Below are 24,074 nucleotides of genomic sequence, written 5' to 3' on the forward strand. Positions count from 1 at the left end.
ATGAAAAAAACAAGTAGAACCCTCGGTCTCGGCACGCGCGCCATCCATGCCGGCCAATCCCCGGACCCTTCGACCGGCGCGATCATGACGCCGATCTACGCGACCTCGACCTACGTGCAGTCCAGCCCCGGCGTGCACAAGGGCTACGAATACAGCCGCACGCAGAACCCGACGCGCATGGCCTACGAGCGCTGCGTCGCCGACCTCGAAGGCGGCATGCGCGGCTATGCGTTCGCCTCGGGTCTCGCCGCGGCGAGCACGGTGCTCGACCTGCTCGACTCGGGCAGCCATGTCATCGCGATGAACGATCTCTATGGCGGCAGCTACCGCCTGTTCGAGCGCGTGCGCCGGCGTTCGGCGGGGCTGGATTTCACTTTCATCGATCTGAACGACGCCGCGGCGTTGAAGGCCGCGCTCAGGCCGAACACCCGCCTGATCTGGGCCGAGACGCCGACGAATCCGATGCTGACCCTGGTCGATCTCGCCAAGGTCGGCGCGTTCGCGCGCAGGCACGGCCTGATCTTCATCGTCGACAACACGTTCTGCTCGCCGATGCTGCAGCGGCCGCTCGAACACGGCGCACATCTCGTGCTGCATTCAGCGACGAAATACCTCAACGGCCATTCCGACATGGTCGGCGGCATCGTCGTCGCGGGCGACGATGCGGAGCTGGCTGAACGGATGGCCTTCCTGCACAACTCGGTCGGTGCGATCGCGGGCCCGTTCGACGCGTTTCTCGCGATGCGCGGGCTGAAGACGCTGCACCTGCGCATGCGCGCGCATTGCACGAATGCGCAGGAACTAGCGACCTGGTTGGGAAAACATCCTGCGGTCGAACGTGTGATCTACCCGGGCCTGAAGTCGCACCCGCAGCACGCGCTCGCGAAGCGGCAGATGGACGGCCCCGGCGGCATCGTCAGCATCGAAGTCAAAGGTGGCCTACGCAAGGCGAAACGCATGCTCGAGCGCTGCGAGCTGTTCGCGCTCGCTGAGTCGCTCGGCGGCGTCGAAAGCCTGATCGAGCATCCGGCGATCATGACGCATGCGTCGATCCCGCCGGCAAACCGCAGGAAACTCGGCATCAGCGACAGCCTGATCCGCCTGTCGGTCGGCGTCGAGGACGTGCGCGATCTGCGCGCCGAGCTGGAGGCCGCACTGGCATGACGGCGATGTCGCTGAGTCCGGTCATGTTCCGCTCGTTGTGGAACTACCGCGGCTTCGTGCTGGGCGCGGTCAAGCGCGAATTCCAGACGCGCTATACGGGCGCGTTGCTCGATGCCGTATGGGCGGTGCTCAATCCGCTGGCGATGATCGCGGTGTTCACGTTGATCTTCTCGCAGGTCATGGGCAACCGTTTGCCGGACAACCGCGGCGGCACGTTCGGCTACAGCGTCTTCCTCTGCGGCGCGCTGCTGCCGTGGAACTGGTTCGCCGAACTGCTGGGCCGGCTCAACACGGTGTTCATCGACAACGGCAACCTGATGAAGAAGGCGAGTTTTCCGCGCCTGTGCCTGCCGACGATCGTGGTGTTGTCCACGGCGGTCCATTTCGCGATCGTGTTCGCGCTGTTTCTGGCGTTCCTCGCGCTCACCGGGAATCTGCCCGGTTGGCCGTTGCTCGCGTTTCCGCTCGTCCTCGCGGTGCACGTGGCGCTGGCGCTGGGCCTGGGGCTGCTGCTCGGCACGCTCAACGTGTTCTTTCGCGACATCGGCCAGTTCACCAGCGTGTTGTTGCAGTTTTGGTTCTGGCTGACGCCGATCATCTACGCGCCGTCGGTGTTGCCGCAGGCGCTGCGCAACGTACTGTGGGTCAACCCGATCGTGCCGCTGGCCGATGCCTACCATGCGATTTTCTCCGCGCAGGCGTTTCCGGACTGGGCCAGCTTGATCTATCCGCTGCTGCTCGCCGTGTTCCTGCTCGGGCTCGGCGGCTTCGCCTTCCTGCGCCTGTCCGGCGAAATCGTCGACGAATTGTGAGTGCGGCGATGGGCACGATTCGCGTCGAAGGACTGGGCAAATATTACAAGCGTTACACGAGCCGCTGGTCGCGGCTGGCCGAGTGGCTGGATCCGCAAGGCGCCGCGCGGCACGAGAAACACTGGGTGCTGCGCGAAGTGGATTTTGATATCCGCAAAGGCGAATCGATCGGCATCATCGGCCACAACGGCGCCGGCAAGAGCACCCTGCTCAAGCTCATCACCGGCACCACGCAACCGAGCGCGGGACGCATCGAGGTCGGCGGCCGCATCTCCGCGCTGCTCGAACTCGGCATGGGTTTCCACTCTCAGTTCACGGGCCGGCAGAATTGCTACATGTCCGGACAACTGCTCGGCTATTCGAACGAGGAAATCGCCGCGCGCATGGGCGAGATCGAAGCGTTCGCCGAAATCGGCGACTACATCGACCAGCCCGCGCGCACGTATTCGAGCGGCATGCAGGTGCGCCTCGCGTTCAGCGTGGCGACCTGCATGCGGCCCGACGTCCTCATCGTCGACGAGGCGCTGTCGGTGGGCGATGCGTATTTCCAGCACAAGAGTTTCGATCGCATCCGCCAGTTCCGTGAGCAGGGCACGACGCTGCTGTTCGTTTCGCACTCGGCGTCGGCGATCAAGAACCTGTGCGACCGTGCGCTGTTGCTCGATCGCGGCAGCGTGGTGCGCGACGGCGCGCCCGACGATGTGCTCGACTACTACAACGCGATCATCGCGCGGCGCGAGGCGGAGGAGTCGATCCGCGTCACCGAATCGGCCGTCGGCGGGCGCACGACGCGCTCGGGTTCGCGTGCGGCCAGCATCGTCGCGGTCGACCTGCTCGACGCACAGGGGCGTTCGGCGCGCGCGCTGCGCGCCTGCGAGCCGGCGCAGATCGTGCTCGACGTCCGCGTCGACGGCGACATTCCGGAACTGACCGCGGGCGTGATGATCCGTGATGCGGTCGGCAACGACGTTTTCGGAACCAACAGTTTCCACCACGGTCAATTCCTGGCGAATCCCGCCGCCGGATCGGCTTGCCGCGTGCGCTTCAATATCGACAGCCTCGCCCTGGGACGCGGCAGCTACAGCCTGTCGGCGGCGCTGCATACGCGCGATACGCACGTCGTGGACAATTTCGACTGGTGGGATCGCGCCGTGGTTTTCCAGGTCGTTCCCGGAGAGCGGGCGTTCTCGATCGGCATCGCCGACCTGCCGGTGCGGATCGCGATCGAAACGCCGACATGAATCCATTGGAGCACCCGCGATGACTTCCCTACCCACGGCGCTGATCGGCATCGACGCGCTGATGAACGAGATCCGCGCGGAGGCGGAACGGCGCAAGAAACTGGCGGCCGAATACTCCGCCGTTTCACTCGATCCGGCGCTCGGCGAACCGGTGGAACTGGCCGCGATGCCGCTGCCGCGATCGCCGAAACCGCGACTGCCGAATGCGGATCGCTTCCATCTCAACGACTTCCTCGCCCTGCACGATGCCAATTTCGTGGATGCGGCCTATCGCGGCATCCTTGTGCGCGACGCGGACCCGCAGGGCCGCGACCACTTTCTTGCATCGCTGCGCGCAGGCAGCCTGGGCAAGATCGAAATACTCGGTCGCCTGCGCTATTCGCCGGAAGGCCGGCGCCACGGTGTCGTGGTGCGCGGGTTGCTGCCGGCGTTCGCCGCGCAAGCCGCGTGTCGCGTGCCCGTGCTCGGCGGCTTCGTGGCGTTCGCGCTCGCGCTGCTGCGCTTGCCGCGCTTCGCGCGCACGCTGCAGGGGTTCGAGAATTACCAGCACTATCGCAATGCGGAAAGCGAATCGGCCATCGCTGGCCTTGCGCAGACGGTCGAAGGCAACGAGCGCTTGCTCGCCGACGAGATTGCCTGGCGCGCCGCGCAATCGAGCGAGCGATTGCAGCAGTTCGAATCCCTGTTCGCCCGGTGGCAGGCCAGCGAAGCAGACCGTGGTCGTCGGGAAGCGCAACTGGCCCAGCGCGCAGCGAATGCGGAATCGCAGTTGCGGCTGCTGGCAGAGCGCCTCGCCAGCGGCGAGACATGGCGGGTACGCGCCGACGAACGCCTCGAAGCGCATGAATCACGCATCGCCGTCGTCGAATCGCACAAGCCGTCGCTCGACCGCCGGCTGATCGAGGCGATGGAGCTTGCGCAAACGACGTCGGCCCGACTTGCCTCGACGGTGCAGGACACGTTCGCCTCGCTGGACAAGCGCATCGAAACGCTCGGCGGCGCGTGGCGCAACGAGCAGAACGGCTCCCGCGCGGCGCACCTGCGCCTGATCGAGCGGCTTGCGCGCGTCGAGGGGCGGGTGCACGAGCAGGCGCTGCGCGCGGCGGACGAGATGCCGCCGCCGCGCAGCGCGTTGCCGCCGCAGGACCGCGCCGCACCCGCCGAAGGCGTTGCAAGTGCGCGCTTCGACAAGCTGTATTTCGCGTTCGAACAGCGCTTTCGCGGCTCGCGCGAGGACATCCGCCAGCGGCTTTCCTACTACCTGCCGCTGCTGCGCGATTCGGCGGTCGGCGAGGAGGGCGCTGCGGTGCTCGACATCGGCTGCGGCCGCGGCGAGTGGCTGGAACTGCTGCGCGACGAGCGGATCGCGGCGCGCGGCGTCGACATCGACGAAGCGATGGTCGCCGAGTGCGCCGGGCGCGGACTCGCGGCGGAGGCGGGCGATGCGATCGCGTACCTGAAACGCTTGCCCGACAATGCGCTCGGCGCGCTGACCGGTTTCCACATCATCGAGCATGTTACGCTCGAAACCCTGCTCGAACTGATCGACGAGGCGCATCGCGTGGTGCAGCCGGGCGGCCTGGTGATCTTCGAGACGCCCAATCCGGAGAACGTCGTCGTCGGCGCCTGCAATTTCTACATCGATCCCACCCACCGACGGCCGCTGCCGCCGGTGTTGACGCAGTTTCTGGTCGAATCGGGCGGTTTCGTCGACGTCGCCATCCATCGCGTGAACGCCGACCTGCTGCCGAAATTGTTCGACGAGCCGGCCGCAGGCGATCCGCCAGCGTTGCGCAGCGCGCTCGCCTGGCTGCGTAGCGTGTTTTCCTGCGCGCCCGACTACAGCGTGGTCGGGCGCGTGGCATGAGTGTGGCCGCGTCGCGCGAGCGCGTCGACCTCATCCTCAACGTCGATGCGATCACGCCGCCGCTGAGCGGCATCGGGCGTTATGCATTGCGGTTGGCAACGGGCCTGCGTACGCATCCGGCCGTCGGCGAGGTGCGTTATTTTTCTGCGTACAAGTGGGTCGGCGATCCGCGCGTTGCGCTAACCGCGAATCGCACCCTCACCATGTTGCGTCGCTGGGTTCCGGCGAAGAGCGCGGCCATACGGGCGTACTTCGCCCTGCGCCAGCGCAGGTTCGACCAGCTCACGCGCCGGCTCGACGGATACGTATTGCACTGCCCGAACTATCTGTTGTTCGAGCATACCGGTCCGCGCGTCTGCACTGTGCACGACCTATCGTGGCTGCACTATCCGCAATACCACCCTGCCGAGCGCGTGCGCATCCTGCACGAACGCATGCCGCGTTCGCTTGAAATCGCCGATGCGGTGATCACGGATTCACAGTTCGTGCGCGACGAGGTGATCCGCACGTTCGCGCTCGATCCCGCGCGCGTGCATGCCGTGCCGCTGGGTGTGGACGAAACGTTCCGCCCGCACTCCGAAGCGCAGACGCGTACCGCGATGACCGCGTTCGGCCTGCGGCACGGCGACTATCTGCTTGCCTTGGCGACGCTGGAGCCGCGCAAGAACCTTGATCGGCTGCTCGACGCCTACGAGTGCCTCGATGCCAGCTTGCGCCGCCATTATCCCCTCGTGCTCATCGGCGCGATCGGCTGGCACGCGGACCGGCTGGTCGAACGCATCGACGCGCTCGCCGCGCGCGGCGAAGCGAAGCGGCTGGGCTACGTCGACGAAGCGACATTGCTGCAACTCGTCGCCGGCGCCCGCGCGCTCGCGTTCCCGTCCGTCTACGAAGGCTTCGGCCTGCCGCCGCTCGAGGCGATGGCGTCGGGCGTGCCGGTCGTGGCATCCTCGGCCTCGTGCATCCCCGAAGTGACCGCTGATGCCGCGCTGCTCGTGCCGCCGGATGACACCGGGCGCCTGACCACGGCGCTGGAGCAGGCTCTGGTCGACGCCGCCTGGCGTGACGCGGCGCGCGCGCGCGGTATCGCGCGTGCGCGCGAGTTCACCTGGCAGCGTTGCGTCGATGCGACCGTGCGCATCTACCGAAACGTCGCAGCCGCACGGCACTGAGCTGAGGAGTCGGAACCGGCAACCCCATGAAACAGATCTTCGTCACCGGTGCGACCGGTTTCGCCGGCCGCCATTTCCGCGACCTCCTCGACACGCTGCCGGACTGGCGCATGCACGGCGCCTCGCACGATCTCGACCTGCGCGACGGCGCCGGCGTCCAACGCGCTGTCGCCGCACTGCCCGCGGTTCCCGATGCGGTGCTGCATCTGGCTGCGCAAAGCAACGTGCCGCAGGCGTTCGCCGATCCGCAGGCCACGTTCGACATCAACTTCTTCGGCACGCTGCGCCTGTTGCAGGCGCTCAGGGCTGCCGGATTCCGCGGCCGTTTCCTGTTCGTCGGCTCCGCGGATGCGTATGGACTCGTGCCCGAGCGGGAATTGCCGATCGGCGAGGACCACGCGCTGCGCCCGCGCAATCCCTATTCGGTGAGCAAGGTGGCTGCGGAGGCGTTGGCCTATCAATGGAGCCAGACCGAAGGCTTCGACGTAGTTCTGGCGCGCCCGTTCAACCACATCGGCCCGGGGCAGGACGAACGCTTCGCAGTGGCCTCGTTCGCGCGCCAGGTGGCCGAAATCGCGCTGGGCAGGCGCGAGCCGCGCATCGAAACCGGCGACATCGACGTGACGCGCGATTTTACCGATGTGCGCGACGTCGTCCGGGCCTATGTGGCGCTGCTTCAGCACGGCGAGAGCGGCCGCGTCTATAATATCGGTTCGGGTCGAGAAACGCGCTTGCGCGAAATACTCGGGCGTTTGATCGAATTCGGCGGCGTTCAAACCGAAATCGTTTCCGCTCCCGGGCGCCTGCGGCCCGCGGAACAACGGCGCATGTGCGCCGACACGCATCGCATCCGCGACCGAACCGGATGGCAGCCGCGCTACGGCCTGGATCAAACCCTGATCGACATTCTGGAATACTGGAAGGAAAAACTCACGAATGAGTAAACACGCTTTGATCACCGGCATCACCGGTCAAGACGGCGCCTATCTTTCCCGGCTTTTGCTCGAAAAAGGTTACGAAGTGCATGGCCTGCTCGCGCGGCGCGGTTCCGACACGCTGTGGCGGCTGCGCGAACTCGGCGTCGAAAACGAAGTGCGCATGGTCGACGGCGATCTCACCGACCTGTCCTCGCTGATCCGGGCGATGCAAGCCTCGCAGGCGACCGAGGTCTACAACCTCGGTGCGCAAAGCTTCGTCGGTACCAGTTGGCAGCAGCCGGTGTTGACGGCGCAGGTGGATGGCGTCGGCGCGATCAACGTACTCGAGGCCGTGCGCATCGTCAATCCGGAGGCGCGGTTCTACCAAGCGTCCACGAGCGAGATGTTCGGACTGATCCAGGCGCAGAAGCAGGACGAAAAAACGCCGTTCTATCCGCGCAGCCCCTACGGCGTGGCCAAACTGATGGCGCACTGGGCGACGGTGAACTATCGCGAGAGCCACGGCCTGCACGCCTCGAGCGGCATCCTGTTCAACCATGAATCGCCGCTGCGCGGCCTCGAATTCGTCACTCGCAAGGTGACGGACGGCGTGGCGCGCATCAAGCTCGGCTTGGCGAAGGAATTGCGCCTCGGCAACATCGACGCGAAGCGCGACTGGGGATTTGCCGGCGACTACGTCGAGGCGATGTGGCTGATGCTGCAACAACCGCAGGCGGACGATTACGTCGTCGCCACGGGCGTGACCACGTCGGTACGCGAGATGGTGGAGATCGCTTTCCGCCACGTCGGCCTCGACAGCCGCGACCACCTCGCCGTCGACCCGAAGTTCTTCCGCCCGGCCGAAGTGGACGTGTTGCTCGGCAATCCCGCCAAGGCGAAGGCGAAGTTGGGCTGGGCGCCGAGGACATCGCTCGAGCAGCTCGTCACGATGATGGTGGATGCCGATTTGCGCCGGCTGCGGAAATAGGCACCATGGGCGCATTCGCACTGCTCACGCCGGTCATCGCCGCCGGCGATGCCGTGTCCAACGATGTCATCGGCATGCGCGACGCCTTGATCGAGGCCGGCCATCACGCGCGGATCTTTGCGGGCAATGCGTCTGCGCAAGGCGGCGACGTCGAAAGCCTCGAGCGGATGTGGGAGTGGAATTGCGGCGCCGAGGCGGTCGCGATCCTGCACTTCTCGATCGGTTGGCCGGCGGGGCGGACCGCATTCGACCGCTGGCCGGGGAAAAAAGTGGTCCGCTACCACAATGTCACGCCACCGGAATTCTTCGAAGGGTACAACGACGAATACGAGGCGGTTTGCCTGGCCGGGCGTCGGGAAATCGACGTGGTGGCCAACGCGGGCTACGACCTGTATCTCTCGTGTTCCGAATACAGCGCGAAAGAGCTGATCGCCGCGGGAGTCGCCGAGGAGCGCAGCGCCGTGCTGCCCCCGTTCCATCAGGCCGACAGATTGGTCGAGGCGCAGGCGGACATGGAATTGCTGGACCGCTTCCGCGACGGTCGCCTCAACGTGCTCGCCGTCGGGCGGCTCGCGCCGAACAAGAACCATCTTCCGCTGCTCGCCGCATGCGGCATCTATCGCCGGCACTACTCCGACGCGCTGCGCCTGATCGTGGTGGGGCGATCCGATCCCCGGCTGGAACGTTATACGGCAAGGATGCGCGATTGCATCCGGGCGCAGCGGATCGGGTCGAACGTGGAGTTCCTCGAGGGCCTGGACGAGGCGAAGCTGAAATCGTGCTTCCTTGCCGCGCATGTCTTCGCCACCACCAGCCTGCACGAGGGATTTTGCGTGCCGCTCATCGAATCGATGGCGATCCGTGTGCCGATCATGGCGTTGTCGCGCGCTGCCGTTGCCGAAACGGCCGCCGGCGCCGGCCTCGTGTGGCCCGAGGAGGATCCCTGGCTGTTCGCCGAATCGTTCCGGCAATTGCGTGAAAATCCCGCGGTCGGCCGCGCATTGACGGAAAGCGCCGCGAAAAAATACGAAACCCTGTATTCGAACGAGCGCATAAGACAATGCTTCCTATCCGCGCTGTGAGCGAATCGGCACCCAGGCGCATCGCCGTGATCGTGCAGCGCTGCGATCCGGGCAGGATCGCGGGCGGTTCGGAGTCGCTCGCCTGGCAATACGCCACGCTGTTGCGCGAGGCCGGGGCCGAGGTCGAGATCCTCACGACCTGCGCGATCGACTACATCACGTGGAAAAACGAATTGCCCGAGGGCGAGGCGGATGTGGAAGGGGTGACCCTGCGCCGGTTCGCCGTGCAGCAGGAGCGCTCGTCGTATTTCACGGAATTGCACCGGCGCCTGATCGACGACTTCCGTGCCGGGCAACTCGTCGCGCGCTGGCCGCGGGCGCTGCAGGAAGAATTCATCCGCGCGCAGGGACCGTGGTCGCCGGGGCTGTTGCACCATCTGCGCAGCAACGCGTGGAAATTCGACGCGTTCGTTTTCTGCACTTATCTTTATCCGACGACGTATTTCGGGTTGCGCCAGGTTCCCGCGTCGCGCGCCATCCTCGTGCCCACGTTGCATGACGAAATGACGGCCTATCTGTCGGTTTTCCGGGACGCCGCCGCCGCGGTGCGCCACTGCGTCTGGCTGACCCGGGCCGAGCGCGATGTCGCCGCGCGCTGCTGGGGTATCGATACGGGAACGGTCGTCGGCATGGCAGTGGAGAGCGTGGGAGGTGAAAACGCGGTTCGGCCGCCGGGCGACGCGGAGGAAAAATACTTCCTGTACGTCGGGCGCACGGATCCGGAGAAGGGCTGCCGCGTTCTCCTGTCGGCGTTCGACAAGGTCCGCTCGGCGTATTCGGGCAAGCTCAAGCTGGTTCTGGCGGGGTCGATGAACATGGACATCGGCGATCCGCGCCAGGTTGAATTCCTGGGCTTCGTCGACGAAACGGAAAAACTCCGATTGATGGCGGGGGCGACCGCCTTCGTCATGCCCTCCGCCTACGAGAGTTTCAGCATCGTCACGCTCGAAGCCATGTCGTGCGGCGCGCCGGTCCTCGCGAATGCCGCGTGCAGCGTGCTGGCCGACCACGTCGCCGTCTCGGACGCCGGACGGTGTTTCGGCAACGAGGAGGAATTGGCCGAGGCCATGCGATGGTCGCTCGCGCTGGATGAGGGCGGACGAAAACGAATCGCGAAAGCCGGAATGGATTACGTCGAGCGCAACTTCTCGCGCAAGCTCATCGGGGAAAAACTGTGCGCCGTGGCGTTTGATGATTGCGCTTCTTGAGACTCCGGTCGGCGTCGGGGCCGGGCAGGGTGGCGGGAAAGCATCAATCGCTGGCCAGGCTTCTACATCGATCAGGTAGAATGGACGGATGCCGATGAAAACGAGCCATCTCTACCTGCCCATCGTCGCCGCGACGATCTCCGCTATCGGGCAGGTGATGCTGAAGTACGCGATGGTCCGCGTCGGGCGCTTGCACCTGTCCTTCGGGATGATCGGGCATGCGCTGGTGGAGCCGATTTTCGTCTGCGCCATCGCGATCTACGTGCTTGCCCTGTTGATCTGGATGCAGGTGCTTTCCACGACGCCGCTCAACATCGCCTATTCGATCCTGGCGGTCACTTACGTGCTGGTGCCGGTGTTTTCGTATTTCGCGTTCGGCGAACAGATGACGCCGGGCCAAATGGCGGGCGTTGCGCTGATCCTGGTCGGCGTCGCCTTCATCGGCAAGTTGTAGCTCGTCGTTTCGATTCCCGGGCAGCATGTCGTGACCGCCAAGAAAGTCCTGATTTTCATCGTCGCCTACAACGCCGAGAGCAAGATCGTCAGCGTGCTGGAGCGCATTCCGAAACAACTCGGCGAGGATTGGCAAGTCGAGTTGCTGCTCATCGACGATTGCAGCAAGGACGCGACCGCGCAGACGGCGAAGAACCATCTGGACAGCGTGCCGTTTCCCTATCCGGCCTGCGTGCTCAGGAACCCGGTGAACCTGGGCTACGGCGGCAACCAGAAGGTCGGCTACCGCTATGCGGTGACGAAAGGATTCGACGTGGTACTGATGCTGCACGGCGATGGGCAATACGCGCCGGAAAAGATTCCGGACATGCTGGCGCCTTTCGCGGGCGATTCCGCGGTCGCGGCGGTTCTCGGCTCGCGCATGCTCGGTGGTTACGGCGCGCTCAAGGGCGGCATGCCGCTGTACAAGTTCGCCGGCAACAAGGTCCTGACGTGGATGCAAAACCGGTTGCTCGGTACGCACCTGTCCGAATTCCACACCGGATATCGCGCCTATGCGACAAGCGCCCTCGCACGGGTTCCGTTCGAGATAAACACCGACGATTTCCATTTCGACACGGAAATCATCGTGCAGCTCGTCTTTGCGCACATGAAGATCGTCGAGATTCCCATACCCACGTTCTACGGCGACGAGGTTTGCCACGTCGACGGCATGAAGTACGCCGGGGACGTGATGCGCGCATCGGTCAAGGCGCGGCTGATGTCGTTCGGCATCTTCTTCGATCCGAAATTCGACGTCGCTGCGGACGAGGTTCCGACCTACGTGAGCAAGCTGGATTTCCGCAGCACCCACGCGGTCGCCTACGCCGCCGTGCCCGAGAGTGCGCGCGTGGTGGACATGGGTTGCGCCGACGGATATCTCTCCAGGGCGCTGCACTCCGCAAAGGGCTGCAACGTCACCGCGACCGATCTGGCGGAGGAAAAATCCGTGGACGGCTGCGAATACCAGCGCTGCGATCTGAACGACGCGTTGCCCCGCGTCGCATGGGACGACGTCGACTATGCGGTCATGCTCGACGTGATCGAGCATCTGGCCAGCCCGGAAACGTTCCTGCGGCGCCTGCGCACGGCGTTGAGCGCAAATCGCAAGATCAGGTTGATCATCAGCTCGGGCAACGTCTGTTTCTTCGTGACCCGCATCATGATGCTGCTGGGCAAATTCAATTACGGCAAGCGCGGCATTCTCGACATCACCCATACCCGCCTTTTCACCGTCAAGTCGCTTGCCCGCCTGCTTCGCTACGGAGGGTTCGCGATCGAGAAAATCGAATACGTTCCGGCGCCGTACCCGCTGGCGATCGGCCTGAACGCGGCATCCCGTTTCATGCTGGCGACGAACCAACTGTGCGCGCGCATTTTGCCGGGCCTGTTCGCGTACCAGACGCTGTTGATCGTGCGGCCGAAGCCCACCACCGACTATCTTCTGCAAAGCGCCCTCGCGTCGGATCGGGGATACCGGGGCGTTTCGGAGTGAAGACGCAGCGCCGCTTCCCGCGGTTCGCCTGGATGACGTGGGGGCGTGCCCGGTCCGGCTTTTTCCTGTTGCTCGCGTTCGCGATCCTGACGAAGCTGAGGTTCGTCGTCGCCTACCCGTTCCAGCGCAATGCGGACGATGCGAACAATTTCCTCGCCGGCATCGAGATGGGGCGGGGGAACTGGAATCTGCACGGCTGGGTGATGGCGCGCGACAACCTCTATTTCACCGACGTGCTTGGGGACGCCATCCTGTCGCGCCTGTTCGGCCCGCACGCGGAACTCATGTTGTGGCACGGGGCGATCGTCTGGGCACTGATCGTCATCGCCGCGATGCTTCTCGCCGCGAAGGGCCTCGGCAGGCGTGCCGCGGTCGTGGCTGCGGCGGCGGTGATCGCGCTGCTCGCCATCGCCGTGCCGATGAACGATTACGCGTTCTCCCTGCAGTCGTCGCCGGCTTCCCACGGCGCCCAGGTGTTGCTCGCCCTGCTGGCGTTCGCGCAGGCCGCCGCCATCGCGACGTCGTCGCGAGTGCGATTGTGGCCAGCGGTCGGATTGACGCTGCTCGTGTTCGCCGTGAGTTTCTCCGATCCGCTTTTCGTGGTGATGGCCTGTTTGCCGATCCTGGCCGCCTGCTTCGTGCAGCCGCTGGCGAACCTGCGCGGGCGGATCGCGGTTGCGGTCTGCATCGTGGCCGGATTCGTCGCCGGGCGATTGGGCCTGTGGGCGATCCATGCCTGCGGTGGCTTCGAACCGATTCCGATGACGATTCGCCTGGCCTCGTTCGATGAAGTCGTCGACCATGCGAGATTCGCCGTTCGGGGCCTGATGATGCTCGTCGGCGCCGATTTCACCGGAACGGCGCTGGACGGCAATCCGTCCAACCGCGCCTACATCGCGATGCTGAGATTCCCGTTCCTGTTCTTCTGGGCGTCCGCGCTGATCGCGGGAATCGCCGGCCTGCTGCGAGGTTTGCGCTCCTGGCCCGACGACGGCAACGGCAGTTCGTCGTCCGCGTTCATCGATCTCCAGCTTCTGTTCGGGATACTGTTGAGCGCATTGGCGGCCATCGTGACCAATGCGATCGTCGACTTGTCGAACATCCGCTATTTCATTCCGGCGGCCGTGTTCGGCTCGATTCTGCTCGCCCGCCAATATGCGTCCATGCCGTTGTTCGCGTTGTACACGGGCGTGGCCCTGGCGGGCTCGCTGCTGTCCCAGGCCCATGGCATCGCGCACGGCCTGCCCGGGCCGATAGTCGCCGACAAGGACTCCATCGCGCTTCGGGACAAGTTGCAGCTCCTGGGGCTGCGCCACGGCTATGCCGGCTATTGGCAGAGTTCGGTCGTGACGGTGGCGAGCGGGCTGGAAACGACGGTTCTTGCGCTTCAGCCCGATGGCGTCGGCCCGTTCCGCTGGTTCGCCAACATGGATTGGTACAGAAACGCCGCGTCCACATGGCGCGGCGACGTGTTCTTCATCGGTACGGACGACCCCAAATGGCCCCTGGCCATTCCCCAAAACGCCATCATCGAACGGTACGGCGAACCGGAGAGGATCGTGCCTGTCGGCTCGTTCTTCATTGACGTCTACGACAACGGCGACGGCTCGCTCAAGTTGCCGAATCCCTGAAGCGGATTCGTGCCGAAGCCCGGCTCGTCGTTGCCGATCGGGGAGATTACAGCTTCAGCTTCTTGAACACCGCTTCGGGGACGAGTTTGACGACGAGCATGATCGGCGCCCAGAACCACGGCAGGTAGACGACGCTGCGGCGCTTGTCGATCGCACGCACGATGCCGGCGGCGACGCGTTCGGGTTTGGCCCACAGCGTGCCCTTGTTCGCGATCGCGGCGGTCATCGGCGTGTCGACGAAACCGGGTTTGATCGTCAGTACGTTGACGTTGGCTTTCGCCAGGCGCTGGCGCAGGCCGCTCAGAAAGGCCGTCACGGCGGCTTTCGCCGAGCCGTAGACGTAGTTGCTCTGGCGGCCGCGGTCGCCGGCGACGGAGGAGATCACCGCCAGCGTGCCGTTCCTGCGTGCTTCGAACGCGCTCGCCAACAAGGTCAGCAACGCCATCGTCGCCAGCGCGTTGACGTCGAATTCGCGGCGCAACGCATCGATCGACTTCTCGCATTCGCCCTGGTCGGACAGCGTGCCGTGCGCGATCAGCACGGTGTCGAGGCCGCCCAGTTCGCGTTCGGCCTGATCGACGATGGTCGCGTGCGCGGAAAAATCGGCGACGTCGAGCGTCGCGGTCGCGCTGCGCACGGCGCCGCGCAGGTCGAGATCGGCCTTGATCGCCTGCAAGCGCTCGGCGTTGCGTGCGACGAGGAACAATGCGTCGCCGCGTGCGGCGAAGATACGCGCGGTGGCTTCGGCGATGGCCGAGGTCGCTCCGATGATCAGGATTTTTCGCATGCCTTCATTCCATCACCCGGCGCCAGAAGCCGGAAGAAAACTTCGGATCGATGTGCGCCAGCATTTCCTGCCAGCGCGGGAAGTATTGGCGGAAGCGCGTGCCGGTCATGCGCGCGTCCTTGGCCGGGTAGACCGCGCCGCCGGCCGCGGCGACGATCTCGTCGAGCCGGTCGAGCAGGGACAACGTCGCCTCGCCCCGGTTCGGAAAATCGAGCGCCAGCGTCGTTCCCGCACGCGCGAACGAAAGCACGCCCGCCGCGGGCCGATCGCCGAATTCCTTGAGCACGGCAAGGAACGAACCGCTGCCGCTCAGGGCGATGCGCTGGAGCAATTCGGCGATCGCGGCCTCCGACGCGGCGGGCGGCACGACGCACTGGTATTGCAGGAATCCGCGCGGGCCGTAAATGCGGTTCCATTCGGCGATCGCGTCGAGCGGGTAGAAATACGATTCGTAGTGGACGATGGCGCGGCCTTCGCGCGCGCGGCGGAAGTACCACTCGTTGAACGCGCGCAGGCTCGGGGAAGTGATCGGCGAGAACGGTGGCGTGAACGGCAGCGCGAACCTGCGCCGTCGCGGCGCCGGCCCGGCCGCTGCCGCGGGTGCGTGGTTGGCGCGGTAAAAGACGCCGCGCCCGAACGCGCCGCCGCGTGCGGCGCAATCGATCCAGGCGACGGTGTAGGCGTGCTCGCGTGCGGATTCCGACGACAGCGCGAAGAATTCCGCCAGGTCGGCGAAGCGGCGCGTTTCCTGCGTCATCCACGGGCTGTCGATGCGCAACAGGCGGAATTCGGCCCAGGTGATGACGCCGGTCAGGCCCAGGCCGGCTATCGTCGCGGTATACAGATCCGTGTTTTGCGCAGGGCTGCATTCGATGCGCGTGCCGTCCGAGCGCAGCAGTTCGAAGCGCAGCAGGTGCTCGCCGAACGTGCCGGCGAGGTGATGGTTCTTGCCGTGCACGTCGTTCGCGATCGCGCCGCCGACGGTGACGAAGCGCGTGCCGGGCGTCACCGGAAGGAACCAGCCCTTCGGCATGGCGAGGTCGAGGATCGCGGCGAACGATACGCCGCCCTCGCAACGCAGGATGCCGGTCGCGGGATCGAACGCGATGAAACGATCGAGGCCGCGCGTAGGCAGCAATGTGCCGCCATCGTTGAGGCAGACGTCGCCGTAGCTGCGGCCATTGCCGTAGGCGAGCATGCTGCCGTCGACTTGCGGCAAGCGCTCGTCGCGCCAGCGCAGCGGCACGACGGTTTGCCGTGCATGCGGATAGCGCCCCCAGGATGTCCCGACCGCAGGCATCAGATCGCCGCGGCGACGACCGCCGCGCACAGTGCGAGCACGATGCGGCTGACGTAGTCGGTCAGCGCGAACACGACCGGATCGTCGTGCATGAGGCCGCGATGGGCCTTGAGCCAGACCCGGCTTATCCAGTACAGCAGCAGCGGACATAGCAGCCACAGCACCTGCGGATGCCGGTACAGCGCCTCGCTCGCCGAACTGTTGATGTAGAGCGCGAGTACGAGCACGGCGATGTAGCCGCTCGCTCCGCCCAGCGACTGGATCAGGCTCAGGTCGTCGACGTCGTAGCCGCGTCCGTCGGTCTTGCTGCCGCCGCGCTCGAGCAGCGAGTGCAACTCGATATAGCGCTTGACCAGCGCCAGACTCATGAACAGGAACATCGAGAAAGCGAGCAGCCAGAACGACAGCGGCACGCGCACCGCCGCCGCCCCGGCGACGATGCGCGTGGTGTACAGCATGGCCAGCGCGACCGTGTCGAGCATCGCGATGCGCTTCAAGCCGAAGGAATAGGCCAGCGTGATCGCGTAGTAGGTGAGCAGCACGAGCGCGAAGAGCGGGTCGATCCGCCATGCCAGCGCGAACGCCGCCAACGCCAGCAGCGGCGCGGCGATCAGGGCCGACGTCAACGGCAGCGCGCCGCACGCGAACGGCCGCAGGCGCTTGCGCGGATGGTTGCGGTCGGCTTCGAGGTCGAGCAGGTCGTTGAGTACATACACGCCGGATGCGCACAGGCCGAAACTCAGGAATGCGAGCAGCGACAGCACCAGCGCGCCGGGCTGGAACAGCTCGTGCGCGGCGAGCATCGGCAGGAACACCAGCAGGTTTTTCAGCCATTGATGCGGGCGCAGCGCCTTGAACCAGACGCGCAGGCCGCCGTCCTCGCGCGGCAGGATTCGTTCGACCTCGCTCACCGCGGCCGCCTCGGCCGCCAATCCGGCGGAGGCGTTGACGACGATCGCGCGGCGCGCGTGCTTCCATACCTCGAGGTCCGGTCGCGCGTTGCCGGCATAGTCGAAACCGCGCTCGCCGTAGCGTTCGACCAGCGTGCGTGCCTTGTTCGCTCCGGCGAGATTGCGTTCGCCGTCGCTCGCGAGCACCGTGTCGAACCCGCCGATGTGCGCCGCGACCGCCTCGGCGATTTCACGGTCGGACGCGGTGCACAGCACGCGGCGCCGTGCCGAACCGCGCAGCCAATCGACCACGCGGTCGTCGTAAGGCAGCCGCGCGACGTCCATACCGACGCGCGCCGCGACCTCGTGCTTCAGCGCCGCCTTGCCGCGCAGCAGCCATGCGCCGCAACTCACGAGGTTCAACGGATTGCGGCGCACGAACTCGAGCGTCGATTCGATCGACAGGTCGGAACGCACCAACGTGCCGTCGAGATCGACGGCGAGCGGGACATCGATTGAAGCGGCGGTCTCGGCGCTTTCGTCGATGGAAGAAGTCGGCCTGGTTGGCATCGCGCTCCGCACGGGGCCTCGCGAATGGGGAGGCAATCATAAACGTTTCCCGATGGGCGACGCCAAGGAATCTCCCGCGGCGTCCACTCTGGATGCAACGCACCGGTCGGCCCGGCGACCTCGCGCAAAACAAGCAAGGCACCGGCCATGCCGGCGCCTTGCCTTGTCGCTCGTGCAACCGCAATCGCGGTTACGGTACCCGGCAGCAGCTCGTCCCTACCGTAACTGTATGCGCGGCCGCGGTCGTGTTGTTGAACCCGCAGAAAGCCGTCCCGGCCAAGCCGGTACCGCCAGCCGTGACGCCGCTGCCGCCCGAGTACACGCCGGTAGTGTCCTGATTCCAGCAATATGGCGTTTGGACGGTATAGCCGGCCGGGCAGGTCGTCGTCGTGAAGTAGGTAGCCGTGCTGGCGGGAAGGGATACGTTTGAGTCGATCGAAGTGCTGCCGCTCGCCGTGCCGACCACGACGCAATCCAACGCCGTGGCCGGCGCGGCGGAGAAATAGCCGAAATAGTCGAGGATCACCTGGGCCGTGCCGCCGCCGCCGGTGAGCACTTCGAAATCGTAGTGGCTGGTGGAGCTGTTCACCGCCGTGGAGATGACGCCCGCGTTCGCCGCCTGCACGTTGGCGCCGAACTGATACCAGTTCACCCAACTGGTAATGCCGGTGCTGCCGTACGAGCGCACGGTGAGAAAGCCGGCCGCGGTGGGGCTGGCGATGGTGACGTTGACGGCGATGGCGGGCTCTCCGGCGCCCGGCAGGACGCATGACGAACTGCCGCCATAGGTGCCGCCGCCATAGTAGGTATCGTATACGCGAGCGGTCGAACCGATCGCGCCACCGGTCACGCGCGTGTCGATCCAGCGGCACGGCGTCATCGGGGTGAAGACGAGGTCGTAGCTGCTGCTGCCCAGGGCCTCGGTGGTGTCCTCGGCGCTGGACGCATGGCCCGCGGCAGAAGTGCTGGCGGACACCTTGGCCGCGGCGGCCTGCTGCTGTGCCGCGTTGGCTTGGGACAGCGCCTGATCCAGTGTGGAGATCGAGGTGCTCATGCCGCTCAGCGCGCTGCTCGGCGTGTTGTAGAGCGTGCCGAGCAGGTTGGTGCGCCAGTCGTCGCCGAGGCCCTTGGCCTTGGCGTCGGCGGCGACGTTCTGCGCGATCGTGTTGGCCAGTTGCACGCGCGCCTGCGCTTCGGCGAGCTGGGCGGCGTTGAGCTTGTACTTGCTCGCCGATGCCGGCCGGGCGGAGCCGGACGTCACCGGCGCCGATGCGGTAGTATTTTGCGCGAGGGCGCCCGCGCTGAGGCACAAACCGGCCGCGAGGGCCAGGACGAGTTGGGATCGATGGAATTTCATGGGTCTCTTTCCTCCAGGGTGTGTGGAAAAACAGGGAACGACTTCACTTCATTTTTCGCCCGTGCCGGGTGGATAGTCGTCGGGGCGGCCGTTGCTTGCACGGCGGCCTTGCCAGTCGTTACGAGGGACGACATGGATTAGTGACATTCCATCCCCAACGGCTGGCCGACGCGGCGCATGCACGAGACTTGCCTGAAGGGTTCGCTTGCGCTGCGGGGCGGTGGCAACGCAGGGCATCGAGATGTGCCCTGCCATGCGCACGACAAAAAAGCATCGGCGTGGCCGATGCCTTGAAAAACCGCGGTTTGCTTGCCGACGAACGAGGTTTCCTTCCTCGACTTCCCGGCGTCAGCGCATCAGTTCGCCAACTGCGGACGCAGCGCCTCGAACAGCTGCAGCGCCTGCGGATTGGCCAGCGCATCGGTATTCTTCACCGGGCGGCCGTGGATCGCCTCGCGCACCGCGATCTCGGTGATCTTGCCCGAGATCGTGCGCGGAATGTCGGCGACTTGCAGGATCTTCGCCGGCACGTGGCGCGGCGTCGTGTTCGCGCGGATATGTTTCTTGATCTTCTCACTCAGCGCGTCGTCGAGCGTGAAACCTTCGCGCAGGCGCACGAACAGGACCACGCGCACGTCGTTGTGCCATTCCTGGCCGACCGCGATCGATTCGAGCACTTCGGGCAACTGTTCGACCTGGCGATAGATCTCCGCCGTGCCGATGCGCACGCCGCCCGGATTGAGCACCGCGTCGGAGCGGCCGTAGATGACGATGCCGTCGTGCTCGGTCAGGAGCGCGTGGTCGCCGTGGCACCAGACGTTTTCCACTTTGGAAAAATACGCATTTTTATACTTCGAGCCGTCGGCGTCGTTCCAGAAGCCGACCGGCATGCACGGAAACGGAGCGGTGCAGGCGAGTTCGCCCTTCTCGCCGCGCAACGGCTTGCCGTCGTCGTCGAGAATCTCCACTTTCAGGCCGAGGCCGCGGCACTGCAACTCGCCGCGCCAGACCGGCAGCAGCGGGCTGCCGAGCGCGAAGCAGGAGATGATGTCGGTGCCGCCCGAGATCGAGGCGAGCAGCACGCGTTCCTTCACGTCGCGGTAGACGTAGTCGAAGCTCTCGTCGGCCAGCGGCGAGCCGGTCGAAAGGATCGTTTTCAGCGTCGTCAGCTTGTGCGATTCGCGCGGCTTGACCCCGGCCTTCTCGCTCGCCGCGATCCACTTCGCGCTGGTGCCGAACACGCTGATGCCGACTTCGTCGATCAGGTCCCACAGCGCTTCCGCATCGGGATGCGAGGGCGAGCCGTCGTAGAGCACGAGCGTTGCGCCGACGGCGAGGCTCGACACGAGCCAGTTCCACATCATCCAGCCGCAGGTGGTGTAGTAGAAGATGCGGTCCTCGCGCTTGAGGTCCGTGTGCAGCACGAGTTCCTTGAGGTGCTGGATCAGCGTGCCGCCGGCGCCGTGGACGATGCACTTCGGCACGCCCGTGGTGCCGGAGGAATACATCACGTAGAGCGGATGGTCGAACGCGGTCGGCGTGAATTCGAGTTCGCACGGCTCGGCGCCGACGAAGTCCGGCCACGCGACCGCGCCGGCGATGCCGTCGAGTTTCAGCGCCGCACCGGAGTACGGCACGACGACGAGCTTCTCGATCGACGGAATCTTCGCGAGCACGTCGCGGATCTTGCCGAGGCAATCGAACGTCTTGCCGCCGTAGGGGTAGGCGTCCGCCGTGAACAGCACTTTTGGCGCGATCTGGCCGAAGCGGTCGACGACGCCATTGATGCCGAAGTCCGGCGAGCACGAGGACCAGATCGCGCCGAGCGAGGCCGCCGCGAGCATCGCGATCACGGTTTCTGGAATGTTCGGCATGAAGCCGGCGACGCGGTCGCCCGCCTTGACGCCGGCTTCGCGCAGCGCAGCGCCGAGCTTGCCGACTTCCTCGTGCAACTGCGTGTAGGTGAATTCGCGCTTGTCGCCCCATTCGTTGCGCGTGATCAGGGCGACGCGATCGTCCTTGTGGCGCAGCAGGTTCTGCGCGAAGTTGAGGCGCACGCCGGGAAACCAGCGCGCGCCGGGCATCTTGTCGCCGTCGACGAGCACCGGCTCGAATTCGCCCGAAGCGCGGATGCCGCAGAATTCCCACACCGCGCGCCAGAAATCTTCCGGCTCGCGGACGGAAAAGTCGTACAGCCCCGGATAGTCGGTGACTTCCGCGTGGTTCTGCTGCACGAAGCGAATGAAGCGGGACAGGTTTGCGCGCTCGACGCGCTCCTTGCTGGGTTCCCAGACGGGGCGTGAGGTATTCAAGCGGCGTTCCCTCTGCAATGACTTCGCTGGCGCCGATTATAAATCAGCGCCGCTTGTCGGGGTACGCGATGGGGCGGCCGCGTAAGCAGTTCGAGCATTCAACCGAGCGCGGCTTCCAGTTCCGGAATGAGCTTGAACAGATCGCCGACGAGGCCGATGTCGGCGACTTCGAAGATCGGCGCCTCGGCGTCCTTGTTGATCGCCACGATGGTGCCGGCGTCCTTGATCCCGGTCAGGTGCTGGATCGCGCCCGAGATGCCGATCGCCACGTACAGCTCCGGCGCGATGATCTTGCCGGTCTGGCCGACCTGCAGGTCGCTGGGCACATAGCCCGCATCGACCGCCGCGCGCGAGGCGCCGACCGCCGCGCCGAGCTTGTCGGCGAGCTGGAAGACGATCGCGAAGTTCTCCGCCGAACCGACCCCGCGGCCGCCGGAGACGACCCTGGAGGCGCTTTGCAGGTCCGGGCGGTCGCTTTTGCCCTGCGCCAGGTCGACGAAGCGCGTGTGCGTGGGCAGTTCGACGTGGACGTTCAACGCTTCGACCGTCGCGCTGCCGCCGTTCGCCGCCGCCGGCCACGAGGCCGTGCGCACGGTGGCGACCAGGATCGGGTCCGCCGGCGCCTGCACCGTGACGATCGCGTTGCCCGCGTAGATCGGACGCGTGAACGTGTGCGCATCGACCACGCTCATGAGGTCGCTGACCTGGGCTACGCCGAGCAGCGCGGCGACGCGCGGGGCCACGTCCTTGCCGAACGTGGTCGACGGCGCGAGCACGTGCGTGTAACCCTGTTTCGCGATGTCGACGACCTGCGGCGCGTAGACCGCGGCCAGCGCATGCGCATTCGCCGCGTTCGCCACCGTGAGCACTTTCGTCACGCCCGCGATCGTCGCCGCCTCGGCGGCGATCGCCTCGGGCGCCTCGGCGAGCACGAGCACCTCGATCGCCTCGGCCTGGATCGCCTGCGCGCAGCTGACGCAGCGCGCGGTGCTCGGATTGAGTTTGCCGTTCAGATGTTCGGCGAGGATGAGAATCTTGGACATCGGAATTTCCTTTAGCTCTCCTTCTCCCACCGGGAGAAGGTGGCGCGGTAGCGCCGGATGAGGGAAGAGCCTTGCACTTTCGTAATGCCTTCAAGGGTGGAGAGGCTTTTCCCTCATCCGCCCTTCGGGCACCTTCCCCCGGCGGGGGAAGGGAAGCTAGAGCAGTCCTTTGGTCTTCAGCGCCGCGACGAGTTCGGCGGCATCCTTCACCCTCACGCCCTTGCTGCGCTTCGCCGGCGGGGCGTAGTGCGTCGTCTTCAGCGTATCGCCCGAGGCGACGCCGAGATCGGCGAACGGGATCGTCTCCAGCGGCTTGGCCTTGGCCTTCATGATGTCCGGCAGCTTGATGAAGCGCGGCTCGTTCAGGCGCAGGTCGGTGGTGATCACGGCCGGCAGGTCGACTTCGATCGTCTCCAGGCCCGCGTCGACTTCGCGCGTGACCTTGGCTGCGTTGCCGGACACCTCGACCTTGGAGGCGAACGTCGCCTGCGGCCGATTCCACAAGGCGGCCAGCATCTGCCCGGTCTGGTTGCAGTCGTCGTCGATCGCCTGCTTGCCGAGCAGGACGATCTGCGGTTGTTCTTTCTCGATCAGCTTGAGGAACACACGCGCCGCGGTGAGCGGCTGCACGGCGTCGCCGGCGACGACGTGGATGGCGCGATTCGCGCCCATGGCCAGGCCGTTGCGCAGATGCGCCTGGGCGTCGGCCGGCGCGATCGTGGCGACGATCACCTCGCTTGCGATGCCCTTCTCGCGCAGACGCAGCGCCTCTTCGAGCGCGATGTCGTCGAACGGATTGGCCGACAGCTTGACGCCGTCCGTCACCACGCCCGAACCGTCGGGCTTCACTTGAATGCGCACGTTGTAATCGACGACGCGCTTGTAACCGACCAGGATTTTCATCGATCGCGGATTCCCTTATGGACTTCCGCGCGCACCGCAACGGAAGGGAACGCGATTCTACCCGATTGACCGGAGCAAAGGCTGCCCGGACGGCCGTTTCAGCCTTGCGGCGCTTCGGCGCACTGCGGCGGAACCGGTTTCGTGCGCGCGACGCAATGCTTGTAGCCGGACGGCAGGCCGTTCAGCGATTTCGATTCGCCGCGCGCGAGCGCGAAGTCGGCGAGGCGGTGCGTCGTGCAGATGCTCGTGTCCTTCGCATCGCTGTGGCAATCGCTGGTGAACAGCGCGTAGTAGCAGTTGCCCGTCGCGCTCTCGTTGCAGGTGAACCGGGTCTCGCCGGGCGTCGATTCGTGGATCGCCGAGTCGAGCACGTCGGCGCCGTTGACCGTGGTCGTGGTGATCGACGTGCTCGGCGCATAGTTGCAGCCGGCGAGGATCAGGGGAAGCGAGGCGATGAAGAGAGTCGGGCGCATGGTCTGGGCTCCACAGCGTTACATCGAACGGAACAGGGTCATGAACGGCTGGCTGACGGTCAGCGTTTCCGGCCGCGTCTTCAGCTTCACCGTGCCGCGGCCGGTTTCGTCGCGCACGATCGAGGCGATCGCTTTCAGGTTCACGATCGTCGAACGATGGATCTGCTTGAACACGGTCGGATCGAGTCGTTCGAGCAACTCGCGGATCGGCGTGCGCAGCAAGGCTTCGCCGTCGCGCGTCATCACGACCGTGTACTTGTTGTCGGCCTGGAAATAGGCGACGTCGACGACGAGGATCAGCTTCGTCTCCTTGCCGGCGCTCGCGGTGATCCAGACGAGCGGCGGCTTGTCGACGACCTGCGGCACGATG

The 24,074-nt window shown here is 65.6% G+C and carries 20 protein-coding genes and 1 pseudogene; 12 read left to right on the forward strand and 9 right to left on the reverse strand.

Annotated features, from left to right (window positions below):
• From QM741_RS08870 to QM741_RS08925, 12 genes are all read left to right on the forward strand, one after another.
• Positions 1–1,164, forward strand: a complete 1,164-nt coding sequence (locus QM741_RS08870) for a trans-sulfuration enzyme family protein (RefSeq protein WP_415207351.1) — start codon at positions 1–3, stop codon at positions 1,162–1,164.
• Positions 1,161–1,976, forward strand: coding sequence for an ABC transporter permease (locus QM741_RS08875; RefSeq protein WP_415207352.1), 816 nt, complete (start codon positions 1,161–1,163; stop codon positions 1,974–1,976). Before QM741_RS08870 ends, QM741_RS08875 begins: the two co-directional genes overlap by 4 nt.
• Before the next feature lie 8 nt (positions 1,977–1,984).
• Complete coding sequence (locus QM741_RS08880; protein ID WP_415207353.1) at positions 1,985–3,217, forward strand: ABC transporter ATP-binding protein; 1,233 nt, start codon at positions 1,985–1,987, stop codon at positions 3,215–3,217.
• Positions 3,218–3,236: 19 nt separating this feature from the next.
• On the forward strand, positions 3,237–5,084 hold the full coding sequence (locus QM741_RS08885; protein ID WP_415207354.1) for a methyltransferase domain-containing protein: 1,848 nt from the start codon (positions 3,237–3,239) through the stop codon (positions 5,082–5,084).
• Entirely contained in the window at positions 5,081–6,256 is a 1,176-nt protein-coding gene (locus QM741_RS08890) for a glycosyltransferase family 4 protein (RefSeq protein WP_415207355.1), read from the forward strand. Before QM741_RS08885 ends, QM741_RS08890 begins: the two co-directional genes overlap by 4 nt.
• A 26-nt stretch (positions 6,257–6,282) precedes the next feature.
• Positions 6,283–7,200: a GDP-mannose 4,6-dehydratase gene (locus QM741_RS08895; RefSeq protein WP_415207356.1), complete on the forward strand. Its 918-nt coding sequence runs from the start codon at positions 6,283–6,285 to the stop codon at positions 7,198–7,200.
• Positions 7,193–8,161, forward strand: coding sequence for a GDP-mannose 4,6-dehydratase (gene gmd / locus QM741_RS08900; protein WP_415207357.1), 969 nt, complete (start codon positions 7,193–7,195; stop codon positions 8,159–8,161). The genes QM741_RS08895 and gmd overlap by 8 nt, the downstream gene beginning before the upstream one ends.
• 5 nt (positions 8,162–8,166) lie before the next feature.
• Positions 8,167–9,243: a glycosyltransferase gene (locus QM741_RS08905; protein ID WP_415207358.1), complete on the forward strand. Its 1,077-nt coding sequence runs from the start codon at positions 8,167–8,169 to the stop codon at positions 9,241–9,243.
• Between the two features lie 173 nt (positions 9,244–9,416).
• Entirely contained in the window at positions 9,417–10,451 is a 1,035-nt protein-coding gene (locus tag QM741_RS08910; RefSeq protein WP_415207359.1) for a glycosyltransferase family 4 protein, read from the forward strand.
• Between the two features lie 94 nt (positions 10,452–10,545).
• Positions 10,546–10,905, forward strand: coding sequence for an EamA family transporter (locus QM741_RS08915; RefSeq protein WP_415207360.1), 360 nt, complete (start codon positions 10,546–10,548; stop codon positions 10,903–10,905).
• Positions 10,906–10,935: 30 nt separating this feature from the next.
• On the forward strand, positions 10,936–12,438 hold the full coding sequence (locus QM741_RS08920; protein WP_415207361.1) for a glycosyltransferase: 1,503 nt from the start codon (positions 10,936–10,938) through the stop codon (positions 12,436–12,438).
• Positions 12,435–14,069 carry a hypothetical protein gene (locus QM741_RS08925; protein WP_415207362.1) on the forward strand — a complete coding sequence of 545 codons (1,635 nt, stop codon included), beginning with the start codon at positions 12,435–12,437 and terminating at the stop codon, positions 14,067–14,069. The genes QM741_RS08920 and QM741_RS08925 overlap by 4 nt, the downstream gene beginning before the upstream one ends.
• Positions 14,070–14,115: 46 nt before the next feature.
• Here QM741_RS08925 and QM741_RS08930 read toward each other — a convergent pair whose 3' ends face one another.
• The 9 genes and pseudogenes from QM741_RS08930 to QM741_RS08970 form a co-directional block, all read right to left on the reverse strand.
• Complete coding sequence (locus tag QM741_RS08930) at positions 14,116–14,856, reverse strand: SDR family oxidoreductase (RefSeq protein ID WP_415207363.1); 741 nt, start codon at positions 14,854–14,856, stop codon at positions 14,116–14,118.
• A 4-nt stretch (positions 14,857–14,860) separates the two neighbouring features.
• Entirely contained in the window at positions 14,861–16,156 is a 1,296-nt protein-coding gene (locus QM741_RS08935) for an FAD-binding oxidoreductase (protein WP_415207364.1), read from the reverse strand.
• The gene (locus QM741_RS08940) at positions 16,156–17,616 is read right to left on the reverse strand and encodes a UbiA family prenyltransferase (RefSeq protein WP_415207365.1); all 1,461 of its coding nucleotides are present in this window, start codon (positions 17,614–17,616) and stop codon (positions 16,156–16,158) included. The genes QM741_RS08935 and QM741_RS08940 overlap by 1 nt, the downstream gene beginning before the upstream one ends.
• A gap of 190 nt (positions 17,617–17,806) precedes the next feature.
• The gene (locus QM741_RS08945; protein WP_415207366.1) at positions 17,807–18,973 is read right to left on the reverse strand and encodes a hypothetical protein; all 1,167 of its coding nucleotides are present in this window, start codon (positions 18,971–18,973) and stop codon (positions 17,807–17,809) included.
• A gap of 356 nt (positions 18,974–19,329) precedes the next feature.
• Entirely contained in the window at positions 19,330–21,285 is a 1,956-nt protein-coding gene (locus QM741_RS08950) for an acetoacetate--CoA ligase (RefSeq protein ID WP_415207367.1), read from the reverse strand.
• 98 nt (positions 21,286–21,383) lie between these two features.
• A complete protein-coding gene (locus QM741_RS08955) occupies positions 21,384–22,328 on the reverse strand; it encodes an electron transfer flavoprotein subunit alpha/FixB family protein (protein WP_415207368.1) in 945 nt (314 codons plus the stop codon).
• Positions 22,329–22,484: 156 nt separating this feature from the next.
• Positions 22,485–23,231, reverse strand: coding sequence for an electron transfer flavoprotein subunit beta/FixA family protein (locus QM741_RS08960; RefSeq protein WP_415207369.1), 747 nt, complete (start codon positions 23,229–23,231; stop codon positions 22,485–22,487).
• A 98-nt stretch (positions 23,232–23,329) separates the two neighbouring features.
• A complete protein-coding gene (locus tag QM741_RS08965) occupies positions 23,330–23,704 on the reverse strand; it encodes a hypothetical protein (RefSeq protein WP_415207370.1) in 375 nt (124 codons plus the stop codon).
• An 18-nt stretch (positions 23,705–23,722) separates the two neighbouring features.
• A pseudogene (locus tag QM741_RS08970) lies at positions 23,723–24,052 on the reverse strand (LytTR family DNA-binding domain-containing protein); the annotation flags it as partial.
• Positions 24,053–24,074: the final 22 nt, after the last annotated feature.

Source organism: Rudaea sp., from assembly GCF_047601565.1.
Lineage (GTDB): Bacteria > Pseudomonadota > Gammaproteobacteria > Xanthomonadales > Rhodanobacteraceae > Rudaea.

What these genes read in the sequence shown, in the direction of transcription:
- QM741_RS08870 (WP_415207351.1), top strand. Translation starts at nt 1, where the DNA reads ATGAAAAAAACAAGTAGAACCCTCGGTCTCGGCACGCGCGCCATCCAT.
- QM741_RS08875 (WP_415207352.1), top strand. Translation starts at nt 1,161, where the DNA reads ATGACGGCGATGTCGCTGAGTCCGGTCATGTTCCGCTCGTTGTGGAAC.
- QM741_RS08880 (WP_415207353.1), top strand. Translation starts at nt 1,985, where the DNA reads ATGGGCACGATTCGCGTCGAAGGACTGGGCAAATATTACAAGCGTTAC.
- QM741_RS08885 (WP_415207354.1), top strand. Translation starts at nt 3,237, where the DNA reads ATGACTTCCCTACCCACGGCGCTGATCGGCATCGACGCGCTGATGAAC.
- QM741_RS08890 (WP_415207355.1), top strand. Translation starts at nt 5,081, where the DNA reads ATGAGTGTGGCCGCGTCGCGCGAGCGCGTCGACCTCATCCTCAACGTC.
- QM741_RS08895 (WP_415207356.1), top strand. Translation starts at nt 6,283, where the DNA reads ATGAAACAGATCTTCGTCACCGGTGCGACCGGTTTCGCCGGCCGCCAT.
- gmd (WP_415207357.1), top strand. Translation starts at nt 7,193, where the DNA reads ATGAGTAAACACGCTTTGATCACCGGCATCACCGGTCAAGACGGCGCC.
- QM741_RS08905 (WP_415207358.1), top strand. Translation starts at nt 8,167, where the DNA reads ATGGGCGCATTCGCACTGCTCACGCCGGTCATCGCCGCCGGCGATGCC.
- QM741_RS08915 (WP_415207360.1), top strand. Translation starts at nt 10,546, where the DNA reads ATGAAAACGAGCCATCTCTACCTGCCCATCGTCGCCGCGACGATCTCC.
- QM741_RS08930 (WP_415207363.1), bottom strand. Translation starts at nt 14,856, where the DNA reads ATGCGAAAAATCCTGATCATCGGAGCGACCTCGGCCATCGCCGAAGCC.
- QM741_RS08935 (WP_415207364.1), bottom strand. Translation starts at nt 16,156, where the DNA reads ATGCCTGCGGTCGGGACATCCTGGGGGCGCTATCCGCATGCACGGCAA.
- QM741_RS08940 (WP_415207365.1), bottom strand. Translation starts at nt 17,616, where the DNA reads ATGCCAACCAGGCCGACTTCTTCCATCGACGAAAGCGCCGAGACCGCC.
- QM741_RS08945 (WP_415207366.1), bottom strand. Translation starts at nt 18,973, where the DNA reads ATGAAATTCCATCGATCCCAACTCGTCCTGGCCCTCGCGGCCGGTTTG.
- QM741_RS08955 (WP_415207368.1), bottom strand. Translation starts at nt 22,328, where the DNA reads ATGTCCAAGATTCTCATCCTCGCCGAACATCTGAACGGCAAACTCAAT.
- QM741_RS08960 (WP_415207369.1), bottom strand. Translation starts at nt 23,231, where the DNA reads ATGAAAATCCTGGTCGGTTACAAGCGCGTCGTCGATTACAACGTGCGC.
- QM741_RS08965 (WP_415207370.1), bottom strand. Translation starts at nt 23,704, where the DNA reads ATGCGCCCGACTCTCTTCATCGCCTCGCTTCCCCTGATCCTCGCCGGC.